Source organism: Cellulomonas sp. S1-8, from assembly GCF_026184235.1.
Taxonomy (GTDB): domain Bacteria; phylum Actinomycetota; class Actinomycetes; order Actinomycetales; family Cellulomonadaceae; genus Cellulomonas.
Genome location: NZ_CP110806.1, coordinates 1,419,675 through 1,436,241 on the forward strand (window position 1 = coordinate 1,419,675; position 16,567 = coordinate 1,436,241).

The 16,567-nt window shown below is 74.9% G+C and carries 13 protein-coding genes; 12 read left to right on the forward strand and 1 reads right to left on the reverse strand.

All coding sequences use genetic code 11. From position 1 onward, the window contains the following. Window positions 1–43 precede the first annotated feature (43 nt). Both OKX07_RS06295 and ilvD (OKX07_RS06300) read left to right on the forward strand, forming a co-directional pair. Window positions 44–2,326 (forward strand): glycoside hydrolase family 3 N-terminal domain-containing protein, encoded by a 2,283-nt coding sequence (locus tag OKX07_RS06295; RefSeq protein WP_265630984.1) that lies wholly within the window; start codon window positions 44–46, stop codon window positions 2,324–2,326. Between the two features lie 141 nt (window positions 2,327–2,467). Then, window positions 2,468–4,330, forward strand: coding sequence for a dihydroxy-acid dehydratase (gene ilvD, locus OKX07_RS06300; protein WP_265630985.1), 1,863 nt, complete (start codon window positions 2,468–2,470; stop codon window positions 4,328–4,330). Window positions 4,331–4,369: 39 nt separating this feature from the next. Here the strand turns inward: ilvD (OKX07_RS06300) and OKX07_RS06305 are convergent, their stop codons facing one another. Further along, on the reverse strand, window positions 4,370–4,927 hold the full coding sequence (locus OKX07_RS06305; RefSeq protein WP_265630986.1) for a hypothetical protein: 558 nt from the start codon (window positions 4,925–4,927) through the stop codon (window positions 4,370–4,372). A 156-nt stretch (window positions 4,928–5,083) separates the two neighbouring features. Here OKX07_RS06305 and ilvD (OKX07_RS06310) point away from each other — a divergent pair, with 156 nt between their 5' ends. The 10 genes from ilvD (OKX07_RS06310) (at window position 5,084) to OKX07_RS06355 (ending at window position 16,543) form a co-directional block, all read left to right on the forward strand. Then, a complete protein-coding gene (gene ilvD, locus OKX07_RS06310) occupies window positions 5,084–6,802 on the forward strand; it encodes a dihydroxy-acid dehydratase (protein ID WP_265630987.1) in 1,719 nt (572 codons plus the stop codon). Between the two features lie 185 nt (window positions 6,803–6,987). Then, window positions 6,988–8,697 carry a carbohydrate-binding domain-containing protein gene (locus tag OKX07_RS06315; RefSeq protein ID WP_265630988.1) on the forward strand — a complete coding sequence of 570 codons (1,710 nt, stop codon included), beginning with the start codon at window positions 6,988–6,990 and terminating at the stop codon, window positions 8,695–8,697. Between the two features lie 113 nt (window positions 8,698–8,810). Further along, window positions 8,811–10,499, forward strand: coding sequence for a phenylacetate--CoA ligase family protein (locus OKX07_RS06320; RefSeq protein WP_265630989.1), 1,689 nt, complete (start codon window positions 8,811–8,813; stop codon window positions 10,497–10,499). Next, a complete protein-coding gene (locus OKX07_RS06325; protein ID WP_265630990.1) occupies window positions 10,499–11,299 on the forward strand; it encodes a hypothetical protein in 801 nt (266 codons plus the stop codon). The genes OKX07_RS06320 and OKX07_RS06325 overlap by 1 nt, the downstream gene beginning before the upstream one ends. Beyond that, on the forward strand, window positions 11,296–12,444 hold the full coding sequence (locus OKX07_RS06330; RefSeq protein ID WP_265630991.1) for a hypothetical protein: 1,149 nt from the start codon (window positions 11,296–11,298) through the stop codon (window positions 12,442–12,444). Before OKX07_RS06325 ends, OKX07_RS06330 begins: the two co-directional genes overlap by 4 nt. After that, complete coding sequence (locus OKX07_RS06335; protein ID WP_265630992.1) at window positions 12,441–13,535, forward strand: hypothetical protein; 1,095 nt, start codon at window positions 12,441–12,443, stop codon at window positions 13,533–13,535. Before OKX07_RS06330 ends, OKX07_RS06335 begins: the two co-directional genes overlap by 4 nt. A 180-nt stretch (window positions 13,536–13,715) precedes the next feature. After that, window positions 13,716–14,555: a hypothetical protein gene (locus OKX07_RS06340; RefSeq protein ID WP_265630993.1), complete on the forward strand. Its 840-nt coding sequence runs from the start codon at window positions 13,716–13,718 to the stop codon at window positions 14,553–14,555. Window positions 14,556–14,610: 55 nt separating this feature from the next. Beyond that, window positions 14,611–14,886, forward strand: a complete 276-nt coding sequence (locus tag OKX07_RS06345; protein WP_265630994.1) for a hypothetical protein — start codon at window positions 14,611–14,613, stop codon at window positions 14,884–14,886. Between the two features lie 131 nt (window positions 14,887–15,017). Then, window positions 15,018–16,115 carry a hypothetical protein gene (locus tag OKX07_RS06350; RefSeq protein WP_265630995.1) on the forward strand — a complete coding sequence of 366 codons (1,098 nt, stop codon included), beginning with the start codon at window positions 15,018–15,020 and terminating at the stop codon, window positions 16,113–16,115. Between the two features lie 161 nt (window positions 16,116–16,276). Next, window positions 16,277–16,543: a hypothetical protein gene (locus OKX07_RS06355; protein ID WP_265630996.1), complete on the forward strand. Its 267-nt coding sequence runs from the start codon at window positions 16,277–16,279 to the stop codon at window positions 16,541–16,543. The last annotated feature ends 24 nt before the right edge of the window (window positions 16,544–16,567 follow it).

A 16,567-nucleotide genomic window follows, 5' to 3' on the forward strand; every position in this document is an offset into this window, starting at 1 on the left:
CCGGACGACGACGGCGGGCGCACTTGCGAAGGAGACTTGTGCAGTGACGGAGCTCGAGGTGTCGGCAGGACCCCGCGTGTCGGAGCGGGTGAGCGGCCTCCTCGGTCGCATGACGCTCGAGGAGAAGCTGGCGCAGATCGTCGGGTTCTGGGAGAAGAGCGAGGGCGAGGCCGTCGCCCCGCTGCAGGGTGAGTTCGAGGTCGCGCGCGGCCTCGACGACGTCATCGCCGACGGCCTCGGCCACCTCACGCGGGTCTACGGCACGCGTCCGGTCGACGCGGTCGAGCGCGCGCGGTGGCTGTGGACCAAGCAGCGCTGGTTCGTCAACGAGACCCGCCTCGGCATCCCCGCGCTGGTCCACGAGGAGTGCCTCACCGGCCTGTCGGCCTGGGGCGCCGCGACGTACCCGACGCCCCTGGCGTGGGGCGCCTCCTTCGACCCCGATCTCGTGACGCGGATGGGCGAGCTCATCGGCGGGTCGATGCGCACGCTCGGCATCCACCAGGGTCTCGCGCCCGTGCTCGACGTCATCCGGGACCCCCGCTGGGGCCGGGTCGACGAGTGCATCTCGGAGGACCCCTACCTGGTCGGCACGCTCGGCACGTCGTACGTGCGCGGGCTGCAGTCGACGGGCGTGCACGCCACCCTCAAGCACTTCGTCGGGTACTCGGCGTCGCAGTCGGGCCGCAACTTCGGTCCCGTGCACGCCGGCCCGCGCGAGCTCGCCGACGTCCTGCTGGTGCCGTTCGAGATGGGCGTCGTCGACGGCGGCGTCCGCTCCGTCATGCACTCCTACGCGGAGATCGACGGCGTGCCCGTCGCCGCCGACCCGCACCTGCTGACCGGTGTCCTGCGCGAGCGCTGGGGCTTCGACGGCACGGTCGTCGCCGACTACTTCGGCGTCGCGTTCCTCCACCTGCTGCACCACGTGGCCGCCGACCTCGGCGACGCCGCCGGTCAGGCGCTGGCCGCGGGTGTCGACATCGAGCTGCCCACGGGCGACGCCTACCTGGCCCCGCTGGCCGCGGCCGTCCGCGCCGGCACGGTCGACGAGGCGCTGGTCGACCGCGCGGTGCTGCGCGCCCTTGCCCAGAAGGAGGAGCTCGGGCTGCTCGACGCGACGTTCGACGACGAGCCCCCCACGGAGGTCGACCTCGACTCGCCGGAGCACCGGGAGGTCGCCGCGCTGCTCGCCGAGCGCTCGCTCGTGCTCCTGAGCAACGACGGCACGCTGCCGCTCGCGCCCGACGCGAGCATCGCGGTGATCGGCCCCAACGCCGACCGGGCGGCGGCCCTCTTCGGCTGCTACTCCTTCCTCAACCACGTGCTCGCGCACCACCCGGACGCCGCCGTCGGCATCGAGACGCCGACCGTGCTCGAGGCGCTCCGCCGTGAGCACGGCGACGGGCACGTCACGTCCGCGCACGGCTGCGACGTCGACACCGACGACCGGTCCGGGTTCGACGCCGCCGTCGCGACCGCTGCCGCCGCGGACGTCGCGGTGCTCGTCGTCGGCGACCACGCCGGCCTGTTCGGCCGTGGCACGGTGGGCGAGGGCTGCGACCGCGACGACCTCGAGCTGCCGGGCGTGCAGCGTCAGCTGGTCGAGGCGGTCCTCGACACCGGGACGCCCGTCGTGCTGGTCCTGCTCACCGGCCGCCCCTACGCCGTCGACTGGGCGCTCGCCCGCACCGCGGCTGCCGTCCAGGCGTTCTTCCCCGGCGAGGAGGGTGGCAACGCGATCGCCGGCGTCCTCTCCGGACGCGTCAACCCCTCGGGCAGGCTCCCGATCAGCATGCCGCGGTCGGCCGGTGCGCAGCCGTACACCTACCTGCACCCTGCGCTGGGCGGCGACGGCGACGTCACCAACCTCAGCACCGTGCCGACGCTGCCGTTCGGGCACGGGCTGTCGTACACGTCGTTCACGCACTCCGACCTGCGGGTCGCTCCCGGTGCGTCGACGAGCGGCGGCCTGACGGTCACCATCACCGTCACGAACACCGGCCCGCGCACCGGTGCCGACGTCGTGCAGGTGTACGGCAAGGACGTCGTCGCGAGCGTGACGCGCCCCGTCGCGCAGCTGCTCGGCTACCACCGCATCGAGCTGGCGCCCGGCCAGAGCGCCGACGTCGAGCTCGCGGTCCCCGCCGCGCGCCTCGCGTTCACCGACCGCTCGGGCCGACGCGTCGTCGAGCCCGGTGAGCTCGAGGTGTGGGTCGGGTCGTCCTGCGCGCAGCGGGACGTCGAGGCGAGCGTCGAGCTGACGGGCGAGACGTACCCCGTGACGATCGACGACGCGCGCTGGACCGGCGTCACCGTCGCCTGAGAGCCCCGCCGGCGACGGGAGCAGCCGTCGCCGGCGGATCACAGGTCGGACGCCCGACACGCCGGGCGCCGCGCCGACGTAGCGTGACGCCGCGGCCCTCCCGGAGGGGCGCCGCGCCCCCGGGAGAAGGAGACCCCCGCGATGAGCCGTCCGCTGCGCTCACGTACCTCGACCCACGGTCGCAACATGGCCGGCGCCCGTGCGCTGTGGCGCGCGACCGGCATGACCACCGAGGACTTCGGCAAGCCGATCATCGCGATCGCGAACTCGTACACGCAGTTCGTGCCCGGGCACGTCCACCTCAAGGACATGGGCGACCTGGTCGCCGGTGCGATCCGCGAGGCCGGCGGCGTCGCCAAGGAGTTCCACACGATCGCCGTCGACGACGGCATCGCGATGGGCCACGCGGGCATGCTCTACTCGCTGCCGAGCCGCGACCTCATCGCCGACTCCGTCGAGTACATGGTCAACGCGCACTGCGCCGACGCGCTGGTGTGCATCTCCAACTGCGACAAGATCACGCCGGGCATGCTCAACGCGGCGCTGCGCCTGAACATCCCGGTGATCTTCGTGTCCGGCGGGCCGATGGAGGCCGGCAAGGCGGTCGTCGCGGACGGCGTCGCCACGACGCCTCTCAACCTCATCAACGCGATCAACTACGCGGCTGACGACAACGTGTCCGACGAGGCGCTGGGCCGCGTCGAGGAGAACGCGTGCCCCACGTGCGGCTCGTGCTCGGGCATGTTCACGGCGAACTCGATGAACTGCCTGACCGAGGCCCTCGGGCTCTCGCTGCCGGGCAACGGGTCGACGCTCGCGACCCACACCGCGCGGCGTGAGCTGTTCCTCGAGGCCGGCCGCACGATCGTCGACCTCGCGCGCCGGTACTACGAGGACGAGGACGACACCGCGGCACCGCGGGCCATCGCCACCCGGGCGGCGTTCAGCAACGCGATGACCCTGGACGTCGCGATGGGCGGCTCCACCAACACGGTGCTGCACATCCTCGCGGCCGCGCAGGAGGCCGAGCTCGACTTCACGCTCGCCGACATCGACGCGATCAGCCGGCGTGTGCCGTGCCTGGCGAAGGTCGCGCCCAACCACCCGGACTTCCACATGGAGGACGTCCACCGCGCGGGCGGCATCCCCGCCCTCCTGGGGGAGCTGGACCGCGGCGGGCTGCTCGACCACGACGTCACGAGCGTGCACACCCCGACGCTGCGCGCCTGGCTCGACGACTGGGACGTCCGCGGCGGTACGGCCACGCAGCGTGCGCTCGACCTCTTCCTCGCGGCACCCGGCGGGGTGCGCACGACGCAGGCCTTCTCGACCTCGAACGTGTGGCGCTCGCTCGACACCGACGCGGCCGACGGCTGCATCCGGGACGTCGCGCACGCCTACACCGTCGAGGGCGGGCTGGCGGTGCTGCGCGGCAACCTGTCGCCGGACGGCGCGATCATCAAGACCGCCGGGATCGACCCCGACGTCTTCCACTTCGTGGGTCGTGCGCTGGTCTGCGAGTCGCAGGACGAGGCCGTCGACAAGATCCTGCGCAAGGAGGTCGAGCCCGGGCACGTCGTCGTGGTGCGCTACGAGGGCCCCGCGGGCGGGCCGGGCATGCAGGAGATGCTGTACCCGACGTCGTTCATCAAGGGGCGCGGCCTGGGCAAGGTCTGCGCGCTGATCACCGACGGCCGGTTCTCGGGCGGGTCCAGCGGCATCTCCGTGGGCCACGTCAGCCCGGAGGCCGCCGCGGGCGGCACGATCGGGCTGGTCGAGGACGGCGACGAGATCGAGATCGACGTCGAGACGCGCCTCATCCGCGTGAACGTCCCGGACTCCGTGCTGGCCGAGCGTCGCGCCAAGATGGAGGCGAGCGAGAACCCGTGGCAGCCGGTCGACCGCGACCGCGTCGTGTCGCCTGCGCTGCAGGCCTACGCCGCCATGGCGACGTCGGCGGACCGCGGCGCGGTGCGCGACGTCAGCCGGCTGCGCCGCGGCTGAGTCCCGGTCACCCGGGGACGTCCGGCGCGGTGCGCCGCGTCAGCACTCCGCGCGGGCGCGCTCGGAGAGCACCCAGTGGCCGTCGCCGGGCTGCAGGACGACGGTGCCGCAGCTGGTGCCCGCCACGTAGACGACGTGGAGGACCGCGCGGTCGGCGGCCTCCTCGCGGAGCTCGACGGTCGCCTCGGAGGCCTGGCCGGCCGCGGCGAACAGCCCGGACGTCATGGTGATGAGGCTCGCGCAGTCGGTGATCCCGGGGAAGCCCTGCGAGGTGATCTCGTCGACCATGCTCTGCGCCAGCTCGGGCGTCATGTAGGCGCACGCGGTGTCGACGTCGGGCGCGCGGCTCGCGGCGAGCCACGTCAGGAAGCTCTCCTCCGGGCCCCCGGCGGGGGCGTCGGGTGCGGCCTCCGCGGGCGGTGGCTCGCTGGGCGTGGGCTCGACGCTGGGCGCCTCCGTCGTGGTGCTCGGCGTGGCCGCACTGCTCGCCGGGTCGTCGGGCTCGCCCCCGGTGCACCCGGCCAGCAGGACCGCACCCAGCAGGGGCGCGGCCAGCCAGCGCGAGGAAGGACGACGGACGGCAGGCAGGAGGCTCACACCTCCCATTCTGACACCGGCTCGTGAGAACTGGTCAGGTCTCGGTGCCGCGCCCGCGGTGGTGGTCACCGATGTGACCACCGCTCGAGGACACCCGCGGGCGGGGGCCCGGGCGCGTGGGCGGCGCGGGGCGCCTGGCGTGGTTAGGGTCGCGGGATGACGACAGTGCACGGCGGGGACGGTCCGGGGATCGACATCAAGCCGCGGTCGCGGCAGGTCACGGACGGGTTGGAGGCGACGGCGTCGCGCGGCATGCTGCGGGCCGTCGGCATGGGCGACGACGACTTCGCGAAGCCGCAGATCGGCGTCGCGAGCTCCTGGAACGAGATCACGCCGTGCAACCTGTCGCTCGACCGGCTGGCCAAGGCCGTCAAGGGCGGCGTGCACGCCGGGGGCGGGTTCCCCCTGGAGTTCGGCACCATCTCGGTGTCCGACGGCATCTCCATGGGCCACGAGGGCATGCACTACTCCCTGGTCAGCCGGGACATCATCGCGGACAGCGTCGAGACGGTGATGATGGCCGAGCGGCTCGACGGGTCGGTGCTGCTGGCCGGGTGCGACAAGTCCCTGCCGGGCATGCTCATGGCCGCGGCGCGTCTGGACCTGGCGTCCGTCTTCCTCTATGCGGGCTCGATCATGCCGGGCTGGGTGAAGCTGTCGGACGGCACGGAGAAGGAAGTGACGATCATCGACGCGTTCGAGGCCGTCGGCGCGTGCGCGCGCGGCCTCATGTCGCGCGAGGACGTCGACCGCATCGAGCGCGCGATCTGCCCGGGCGAGGGCGCGTGCGGCGGGATGTACACCGCGAACACCATGGCGTCGGTGGCCGAGGCCATGGGGATGTCGCTCCCGGGGTCCGCGGCGCCGCCGTCCGCCGACCGGCGCCGCGACCAGTACGCCCACCGCTCGGGCGAGGCCGTCGTCGAACTGCTGCGGCGCGGCATCACGGCGCGGCAGATCATGACGAAGGAGGCGTTCGAGAACGCGATCGCCGTGGTCATGGCCTTCGGCGGGTCCACGAACGCCGTGCTCCACCTGCTGGCCATCGCGTACGAGGCCGAGGTCGACCTCACGCTCGCGGACTTCACCCGCGTCGCTGCCCGGGTCCCGCACCTGGGCGACCTCAAGCCGTTCGGCCGGTACGTCATGAACGACGTCGACCGGGTCGGCGGTGTGCCCGTCGTCATGAAGGCCCTGCTCGACGCCGGGCTGCTGCACGGGGACTGCCTGACCGTCACCGGACGCACCGTCGCGGAGAACCTCGCCGAGATCGCCCCGCCGGACCCCGACGGCAAGATCCTGCGCGCCCTCGACAACCCGATCCACCGCACGGGCGGCATCACGATCCTGTCGGGGTCGCTCGCCCCCGACGGTGCGGTCGTGAAGTCCGCGGGCTTCGACTCCGACGTCTTCGAGGGCACCGCGCGGGTCTTCGAGCGCGAGCGGGCGGCGCTCGACGCGCTCGAGGACGGCACGATCCAGGCCGGCGACGTCGTGGTCATCCGGTACGAGGGCCCCAAGGGCGGGCCGGGGATGCGCGAGATGCTCGCCATCACCGGCGCGATCAAGGGCGCGGGCCTGGGCAAGGACGTCCTGCTCGTGACGGACGGCCGGTTCTCGGGCGGCACGACGGGCCTGTGCGTCGGCCACATCGCGCCCGAGGCCGTCGACGCCGGCCCGATCGCGTTCGTCCGCGACGGGGACCGCATCCGCCTCGACGTCGCCCACGCGACGCTCGACCTCGTCGTCGACGAGGCCGAGCTCGCGACCCGGCGCGCGGGCTGGGAGCCGCTGCCCCCGCGGTACACCCGCGGCGTCCTCGGCAAGTACCAGAAGCTCGTCCAGTCGGCCTCGAAGGGCGCGGTCCTGGCCTGACCCGCCACCCCCCCCACCCCGCCGAACGGAACCTCGCTACCCGTTCCGGGGCCCTGACGAGGAGTCGTGTTCCGCTCGGCGGTGGGTTGGGGCGGACATTGAACGTTTCATGTGGCGACGTGGGGGGGTCGCGACCGCTTGTGTGGCCGTGTGTGCGGGCAGCACACGGGACGTAGGGAGCGGACATGCGACGAGGAACCACACCCGCGGCGGTCGCCGTGGTGGTCGTGACCAGCGTGATCGGGAGCACCGCGGCGAACGCGGCGGATCCCGCGGTCGAGGCGGCGCTCGGCGCCAACGCCGGCGTGCACGACACCGCGGACGCGCTGGTCTGGGACGCAGGTGCCGAGACGGCGATCGGGCTGACGGGCGCGTCCGCGACGGTGACCGGCCCCGGCGCGAGCGCGGACGGTGGCACGGTGACGATCACCGCGCCGGGCACCTACCGCGTCCGCGGCACCCTCGCCGACGGGGCGCTTGTCGTGGCGTCGCCCGGTGACGGTGTCGTGCGCGTCGTCCTGGACGGCGCCTCGATCACGTCCGCCACGACGTCCCCGCTGCAGGTGCTCGACGCCGACGAGGTCGTCGTGGTCCTGGCCGACGGGACGACGAACCGGCTCACCGACCCGGCGACGTACGTCTTCCCCGAGGGCCAGGACGAGCCGAACGCGACGCTGTTCTCCGCGGCGGACCTGACCATCGCGGGCGGCGGTGCCCTGACGGTCGTCGGCAACGCGAACGACGGCATCGCGTCCAAGGACGGTCTGGTCGTCGCCGGCGGGACCCTCAGCGTCACCGCCGCGGACGACGGCATCCGCGGCAAGGACTACCTGGTGGTGACCGGTGGCACGCTCGACGTCACGGCGGGCGGCGACGGGCTGAAGTCCGACGACGACACCCCCGAGGCGGGGTTCGTGCACGTCGCGGGCGGGACGACACGGATCACGTCGGGTGACGACGGCATCACGGCGGCGTCCGACGTGATCGTGTCGCACGGCGACCTGGCGGTGACGTCCGGGGGCGGGGTCGCGGGGACGGGGGACGGGTCCAAGGGGCTCGTCGGTGACGTGTCGGTCGTGGTCGGCGGTGGCTCCGTGGTCGTGGACGCCTCCGACGACGCGGTCCACTCCGACGGGACGATCACGTTCGCGGACGGCAACGCGACGCTCGCCGCCGTCGAGGACGGGGTCGACGCGGGTGAGCGCCTGGTCGTCACTGGCGGCGCGCTCACGGTCACGACGTCCTCCGAGGGCCTCGAGTCGAAGGTCGTCGAGATCTCCGGCGGTCTGATCGGCGTCACGGCGACGGACGACGCGATCAACGCGTCCGACCCCGCGGCGCCCGACTCGGTGGGCGCGATCCCGGGTGTCGTCGTCACGATCAGCGGCGGGCTGATCGTGCTCCGTGCGGCCACCGGTGACGGTCTGGACTCGAACGGCAGCGCCAGCATCACCGGTGGCACGCTCGTCGTCGACGGGCCGACGGAGTTCATCAACAGCGCGGTCGACGTCAACGGGACCTTCCCGATCACGGGGGGCACCGTGATCGGCGTCAGCTCGAGCGGACTGGTCGGCACGCCGACCGCGTCGTCGCCGCAGACGTGGGTGTCGCTCGCCTCGGAGCAGCCGGCGGGCACCCTGCTGCACGTGCTCGCGCCCGACGGCGCGGTCCTCGCGTCGTTCCGCACCACCAAGGCCTCGGGCAACCTGCTGTTCTCCCACGCCTCGCTCCAGGTCGGGGCGCAGTACCGGCTGGCGGTCGGCGGCAGCGCCGACAGCCCGACGACGGGCGGGTACCACGCGACACCCGGCGACGCGTCGGGCGCCACCGTCGTCGCGACGGCCACCGCGGCGACCGCCCCGGGCGGCGGCTGGGGAGGGTGGCCGCCGCGCTGACGACGACGTCGGCGACGGCCGCGTCCGGGAGGGTGGGCGGTCGACCGGGTGAAACGCGCCCGGATCGTGAGTCCGCCCTGCCGGTGCGTCCCGTCATCGGCGATGGTGTGCGCATGACGACCGCCCGGCGTGACCCCACCGTCCGGACGGGACCCTCCCGGCGCACCAGCGCGCTGCGGCAGGCCGCGTTGCGCGTCGCCACCTGGTGCGTCACCACGGTGTACCGCGCCTACCGCCTGCACCCGGCGCTGTGGCGGTTCACGGCGCGCCACTACCACCCCGCGATGGAGCGGTTCGCGCGCCTCAACGCGTGGATGATCTGCCAGCACGCCTACCTCGACGTGCCCGCGTACCGGCACTACGTCGACGAGGCGGGCTTCCGGTTCCGGTGGTGGGACCTGACGCGCTACCGCCCGACGTCCAAGCACGAGTACGTCGACCGGTACCCCGAGGACGCGCGCTGCTGGGACGGGGTCATCGAGACGGTCGGGACGGTCGTCGACGAGTCCAGCGGGTCGTCGGGCACGCCGTACAACTGGATGCGCTCGCGGCGCGAGCTGGCGACGGTCCACAAGAACGTCGCCGGGTACGTGACGTCGCTGTTCGGTACGCGGCGGCTGTTCGCGGTCAACGCGTTCTCGATGGGCGCGTGGGCGACGGGCACCAACACCGGGATCGCGATGTCGCGCATCGCGATGGTGAAGAACACCGGGCCGGACATCGACAAGATCGTCGACACGCTCCGGCACTTCGGCCCGCGCTACACCTACCTGGTCTGCGCGTACCCGCCCTTCCTCAAGCACCTGCGCGACCGGCTCGACGCGGACGGATTCGACTGGGACTCCTACGACCTCAACGGGTTCGTCGGCGGCGAGGCGCTGACCGAGGGGCTGCGCGACTACCTGGAGGACCGGTTCGGGCGCGTCTACTCCGGGTACGGGGCGTCGGACCTGACGATCGGGATGGCGGGGGAGAGCGACCTCGCGGTGTGGGTGCGGCGCACGCTCGCCGCGGGCGGGCCGCTGCGCGAAGCGCTGCTCGGCGCCGACGAGACGCGCACGCCGATGGTGTTCCAGTACAACCCGCTCGAGACGTACATGGAGACGACGGCGGACCGGCACCTGCTCGTCACCCTCAACTCGGCCGACATCATGAGCCCGAAGCTGCGCTACGACATCGGCGACGAGGCCCAGATCGTCACGTTCGACGTGATGAAGGCCGCCATCGCGGCGCTGCCCGAGCAGCAGCGCCACCGCCTCGCCTTCGGGTTCGAGCGCGCGTACGCGATCCAGCGGATGCGCCTGCCGTTCCTGCTGCTGTACGGGCGCAAGGACTCCACGATCTCGTACATGGGCGCGAACCTGTACCCGCTCGACGTCGAGAACGGCCTGTACCTCGACAACCCGCACGCCGCGGCCATCGAGTCGTTCAAGCTGGCGCTCGTCGACATCGGTGAGCACGAGCAGCGTCCGGCGATCCACCTGCAGCTCCGCGCCGACGCAGCCCTCTCCGATGCGGACCGGACCGTGCTCGCGGAGCGTGCCGCGGCGGGGGTCCTGGGACATCTCGCGTCGGTGTCGCGCGACGTCGCGCAGTCCCTCGAGGAGGACCCGACGGCGGCGGACCTGCGGGTGCACGTCCACGACCACGGCACCGGCCCGTTCGCGGGCGGCAGCACGAAGATCAAGAACGTGTACCTCGTCGACCCCGACGACCGGGACACCGCGACGGCGCACCCCGGGCCCGCCCGGACCGCGGGCTCCGCGGCGCGGCTCGCGCCCGCGGAGGGCGGCGCGGCCTGATGCGCACCCGCGACTTCTCCCGTGCGCCCGCGCCGGCCCGCGCGGACGCGCTCGTCGTCGTGGAGCGCCCGGGCGCCGACCGGACGTGGGCGCGCGCCACCCGGCGCGCGGCGCGGGCCGCGGACGGCTACGCGTGGAGCGCGGGCGTGCGGGCGCGCGACGGCCGCAGCCGGGTGCGCGGCCGGGTGGTGTGCTTCGCGACGCGGGCGCAGGCCGACCGGTTCGTGACGCACCTCGACCCCGCGCAGGACCGCTGGCGCACGTTCCACGCCGAGGCCGACGGCTACTCCAACGGCGTGTGGCGCGCCGAGGGCGACGTCATGGCGCACATCGAGCGGTTCTCGCCGCTGAGCGGCGAGACGGCACGCGGGCGCACGCCACCGCGCGTCGCACCGGCCCCGTCCCGCCGGGACGGTCCCCGGCGCGCGCCGAGCGGCACGTCCCCGAAGCCGCCGCCCACCGACGCGCCCCGCACGCCGGCCGGGGCGACCGCGATGTTCCTCGGTGCGACGCGGTACCGGGGACCGCACTCGTGGCTGGTGCTCGCCCGCGAGTGGTACCCCATGGTGGCGGCCATGCGGCGCATGACGGGGTACGTGTGGCACCGGGTGTACTGGGAGCCGCCGTTCACGCTCGGCACGCTGGCCTTCTTCGCGGACCGCGACGCGCTCCTGGTGTTCGCGCGGATCCCGGCGCACCGGCGCCTCATGACGTGGATCACGCGCGACCGGCGGTACGGCACCGGCGGGTACATCCGCGTGCACGTCGCGGGCCCGGGCGCGGCAGGCGGGACCCCGTGAGCGACCTCACCGTCGTGCCCGTCGGCTCGCGCGCCGACCTGCGCGACTTCCTGGACCTGCCGCAGCGGCTGCACCCGCGGCACCTGGCGGTGCCGCTGCTGGCGTCGACCGTGGAGTCCTGGTGGCGCGGGACGTCGCCGCACGCCGAGCCGGTCGAGCTGCTGCTCGTGCGTGACGCGGCGGGCCGCGCCGTCGGCCGGACCACGGCCCACACCGACGCGCGGCTCGACACCCGCCTCGGCGTGCCGTCCCTGCTGTTCGGCGCGACGGAGTTCGCCGACGCCGGGGCCGCGGGCGCCCTCGTCGCGGCGCTCGAGGAGCGTGCGGCCGGCCGCGCGCAGCTGTTCGGCCCGGTGTCGCTGCTGCCGAACCAGTCCGGGGGCGTCATCACGTCGGGCTTCGAGGACCGCGGGTTCGTCGACTCGCCCTGGAACCCGGCCCGGGTGCCCGCGACGTACGAGGGCCTCGGGTTCGAGCGCTGGGGCGAGTCCGACACGTGGGTCGTCGACGTCGCCGCGGCGTCGGCCGCCGGCCTGCCGACGGCGGACGAGTGGCGCGCCGCGGGGCTGCGCCTGGACCGCGGACGGCGCGCGCACATCGAGCGCCTCGTGCCCGAGGTGCTCGTGGTGCTCAACCGCGCGTTCGCCGCGCTCCCGTACTACACGGCGATCACCGACGCGGAGATGGCGGCGGCGACGGACGGCCTCGGCCACCTCGTCGACGAGGACCTGCTGCTGCTGGCGCGCGACGCGCAGACCGGTGCGCTCGTGGCGTTCGTCCTGGTGGTCCCCGACATCACGGCGTACGTGCAGCGCGTCGGCGGCCGCCTCGGGCTGCTGCAGCAGCTGCGCCTGCTGGTGACGCGCCACCGGTACCGACGCGACGCGGTCCTGGTCATCCAGGGCACCGACCCCGACCGGCAGGGCCGGGGCGTGCTCACCCTGCTGTCCCGCACGCTGCACGCGCACCTCGCGACCGGCGGGTACGCGCGGCTGCGCTCGACGTTCGTCGGGCGGGACAACCCGGCCTCCGCACGGCAGTTCCAGCGCGTCGGCGGGCGTCCCCTGCACGGCGTCACGTTCTACCGTCGGCCGCTCCCGCGGCCCGACGCGACAGCCGCCCCCGCGGCGGAGGAGACCCGATGACCTCGACGCACGACGACGACCTGCACCGCTGGGTCCGCACCGCCGGCCGGGCACCGTCCGCCCACAACACCCAGCCGTGGTCCGCGCGCGTCGTCGACGGCCGCATCGAGGTCGCGGTCGTCCCCGACCGGGTGCTCGCGGCCGGGGACCCGTCGTGCCGCGACCTGCTGCTGTCGCTCGGTGCGTGGGTCGAGTGCGTCGCCGTCGCCGCGGCGGCCGACGGACGCGGCGTCGTCGTCGCGGCGACCCCCCACCTGGACCGGCTCGCGGACCTGCCGGTGCGCGGTCCCGCCGACGCGGACGCGCCCGTCCTGGTGCTGCGTCCCGACGCGACGCCGTACGCGACGCCGTTCACGCCCGACGACGTGCGGGAGCGCCGCACGTACCGCGGGCGCCTGGAGGCCGCGCCCGACCTGCGCGTGGACGCACCCCCGCTGCCGCCGGGTCTCGCGCTGCTCCAGGTCGACGACCCGGCGATGCGCCACCTCGTCCGCCTCGGCGGCGCGTGGACGGCCTCCCGGCCGGCGGTGGCAGCCGAGCTCGTGCGGTGGCTGCGCCTGGGCCCCGCGCACCCCCGGTACGCGCAGGACGGCATGACGGACCGCATGCTCCTCCTGCCGCCGGCGCTCGCGCGCGTGGCGGCGCCCCTGACGCGTCGCCCCGCGCTGCACGACGCGGCGCTGACGGTCGCCGGGTGGGCGGGCCGCGCGGTCGAGGCGGTCGGCCGGTCCCGGTCGCTGCCGCCGGCGCCCGCACCCGGCGAGCCGCTCGAGGGGCCGCAGCACCTCGTGCTCGTCGCCCGCACCCCCGGCGTCCTCGGCGCCACGGAGGCGCTCGACGCGCGCCTCGGGCTGCCGCCGGTCGACGTGGTGGACGCGGGTCGCGCGCTGCAGCGGACGTGGCTGCACGCCCGGCGCGTGGGCCTCGCGGTCGCCCCGCACTCCGAGGTGGTCGACTCCCCGCACGCCGTCGCGGGGCTGCGCCGGCGACTGGGCCTGCGGCGCTCGCAGGTCGCGCTCGCGGTCTTCAGCGTGGGACGGGCGACGGCCGAGGTGCCGCGGTCACCGCGGCTGACCGACCCCACCGGCTGACCCGCCACGACGGGAAGGTCCGGCGTCCCCCCGGGACGACAGCGCCACGGCACCGGGACGACGTGGCGGACGCGAGCCCGCGGAGTCGGCCGGATCCGTCAGGATGGCTCCCATGACCAGCCACCGGGGTGACCGCACCGTGCGGACGGGGTCGGCGTGCTGCGGGTGACGCTGCGCGGCGTGGGTGTGCCCACCGTCGTCCTCGGCACGGGGGAGACGCTGCTCGTCGGCCGCGACCCGCACCGGTCCCTGCCGGCCGACGACCCCGACGCGCAGCTGCGCAGCACCGCGCTGACCCTGCCGCGGGCCGCTCCGCACGTGTCGCGCGTCGTCGGGGAGATCGTCGTCGGCGAGGAGGTCGTGCGGCTGCGCTGGCGCGGCTCGACCGAGGCGCAGCTGTCCAGCCTCTTCGACGCCCCCGGGGGTGCGCGGCGCGTCGCGCTGAGCGACGGCATGGCGGCGCTGCTCGACGAGGGCGAGAACCACGTGCTGCTGCTGCGGGGCCGCCAGACGGCACCCGGCCGGTACACCGACCTCGTGCTCGTCGTCGACGTCACGATCCCCGCGGACCCCGCCGACGCGCGCCCCTGGGTGCCGGACCCGGACCTCGAGGGGGCGGTCACGGCGCCCGCACCCCGGCTCGAGCGGTGGTCGCGGGAGTGGTACGTCGCGCTCGCGCTCGCCGAGCCGTGGCTCGTCGGCGCCGACGACTACCCGCGTCCCGCGTCGAACCGCGAGATCTACGAGCGGGTGCTGACGTGGCGCGGCCACGCGTGGAACCTCGAGCGGGCGCAGCGGGTGGACGACGCGATCCGCGTCATCGCACGCATGGCGTTCGGCCCCGCGGACGACCCGTTCTCCCAGGGGCCGGGCCGCGTGCAGAACGTGCGCTTCGCGGTGGGACGACGCTCGGCGGAGGTGCGGCTCGTCACGGCCGACGACCTGGCCGTCGTGGAGGCCGCGCGGGCGCGCGGCGAGGGTCTCAACCCGGAAGGTTCCACCCCCCGCGCCCTGTCCTGACGGGCGGGCCCTGCCTAGCGTCGCGGCACAGCCACGACGACGCGGGGAGCCCGGCATGTACGACAAGAGCACGTTCCACGGCATCGACGCCCAGCACTCCCGGCAGCAGGCCCGGGCCATGCAGACGGGGGCGGGCGACCTCGACGGCATCGTGGGGCAGATCGGCTCGCTGCTGAGCCAGGTCCAGTGGTCCGGCGCCGGTGCGCAGCGCTTCCTCGGGGAGTGGGACGGCGCGCTGCGCCCCGAGCTGCAGGCCGCCGCGGAGAACATCCGGCAGAACGCCGTCGAGCTCGACCGGCGCGCCCAGATGCAGGAGGACGCGAGCCGCTGACCCGCGACGCGGCGGCCACGCGGCGGAACCTTCCACCCCACCGACGCTGGCCGCGCGGCCCTCGCCGTTCCTAGCGTCGAGCCCGCACCCACCGACCCCGCCGGACCACCGGCCCACCCAGGAGGCACCCGATGTCCCAGCTCCAGGCCGGCTCGTTCCGCGGGTCCGACGTCGACGGGCTCGACCGGATCGTCCGCACCATGAGCGACGCGGCCGAGTTCGCGGACGACGTCGCGACGGCCCTGCGGGTTCTGGCCGCGGCGCTCGACGCGATGTCCTGGACGGGCTGGGCCGCGGCGTTCGCCCGGTACCTGCGTGCCGTGGTCATCCCGTGGGTCACGACCGTCGCCCGGTACCTGCGCGGGTTCGCGCAGGTGCTGGCGCTGATCTCCCAGACGCAGAAGGACACGAGCGCGGACACGCCGACCGTGCACATCCCGGCGGCGGCGTTCACGCCCGTGCGGCTGCCGGGCACGTCGGCCGCGAACGCCCCCGCGCTGACCGCGCCGGGGACGGCCGTGGCGCCGGCCCCGCAGGGCGGCGGCGCGGCGGGTGCGGGTGCGCAGGTCGTCGTGCCGGTGTCGATCGGCTCGATCACGATCCACGTGGACGGCGCGGGCGGTGGTGGCGCGCAGGTGACGACGCCCGCTGCCCCGACGGCTCGGTTCGACGCCGCGGGCGGTGCGACGGGCACCGGCACCGGCACCGGCACCGGCACCGCCGGACTTTCCGCCGGGAGCATCGCCGGCGGCCTGGTCCGCGACCCGCAGGGGACCCTCGGTGCGGTCGGCGGCGGGATCGTCGGCGGGGGCGGCCCCGGCGGCGGGTCGGGGGGCGGGGCCGGTGGCCTCACCCCGACGTCGGCGTCCATCGGCGCCCCTGTGGACGCACCTGCCGGCGGCGCGGGTACGGGGTCGTCCGGCCCGGGCGCGTCCGGCGTGGACGCCCGGGGGGTCGCGGGGGACCCGCCGGTCAGCGCGACGCCCGTCGGCATCGGCCCGTCGCCGATCGGCGGGACCGAGGGCGCGCGCGCCGCGGCCGCCGCCGGGTTGGCCGCGCTCGAGACCGGCTCCGGCGCCCCCGTCGCGCTCGCCGCGGCGCCGCTCGGCCTCGCCGCGCTGGGCGCCGCGACGCTCGGCGCGCTGCGCAGCGGCAGCGACGAGGACGAGACCGACGGGGACGGCACCCCCGTCGCCGTCGAGGTCGCGATCGACCGGCAGGCCCGGTGATGAGCGCAGCCGACCTCCCGGGGCTCCGCGACGCCGTCGTGGGCGCGCCCCCCTCCGTCCGGCTCGGCGTCGCCGACCCGGCTCCGGCCTGACCACCACCCGGCACGGCCACCACCCCGGCACCGGGCACCGCGCCCGGGCCCCACCGAAGGAGACCCACCATGAGCAACGTCCTCGGCATGGACATCGCCGCCGCCCGCGACCTCGTGCGCATCATGAACGTCGACGCCGACGCGATCACGCAGATCACGAGCCGCCTCACCCAGCAGCTGCAGTCGACGCCCTGGTACGGCCCGGACTCCCAGCGCTTCAACGCGGACTGGTCGGGCCAGTACGTGCCGGCCCTGCAGCGGGTCGTCGAGGCGCTGCAGGCCAACGCCGCCGCCCTGTCGCAGCAGGCCGACGACCAGGAGATGGCCTCCTCCTGACCCCCACCGGAACCCGGGTCACCG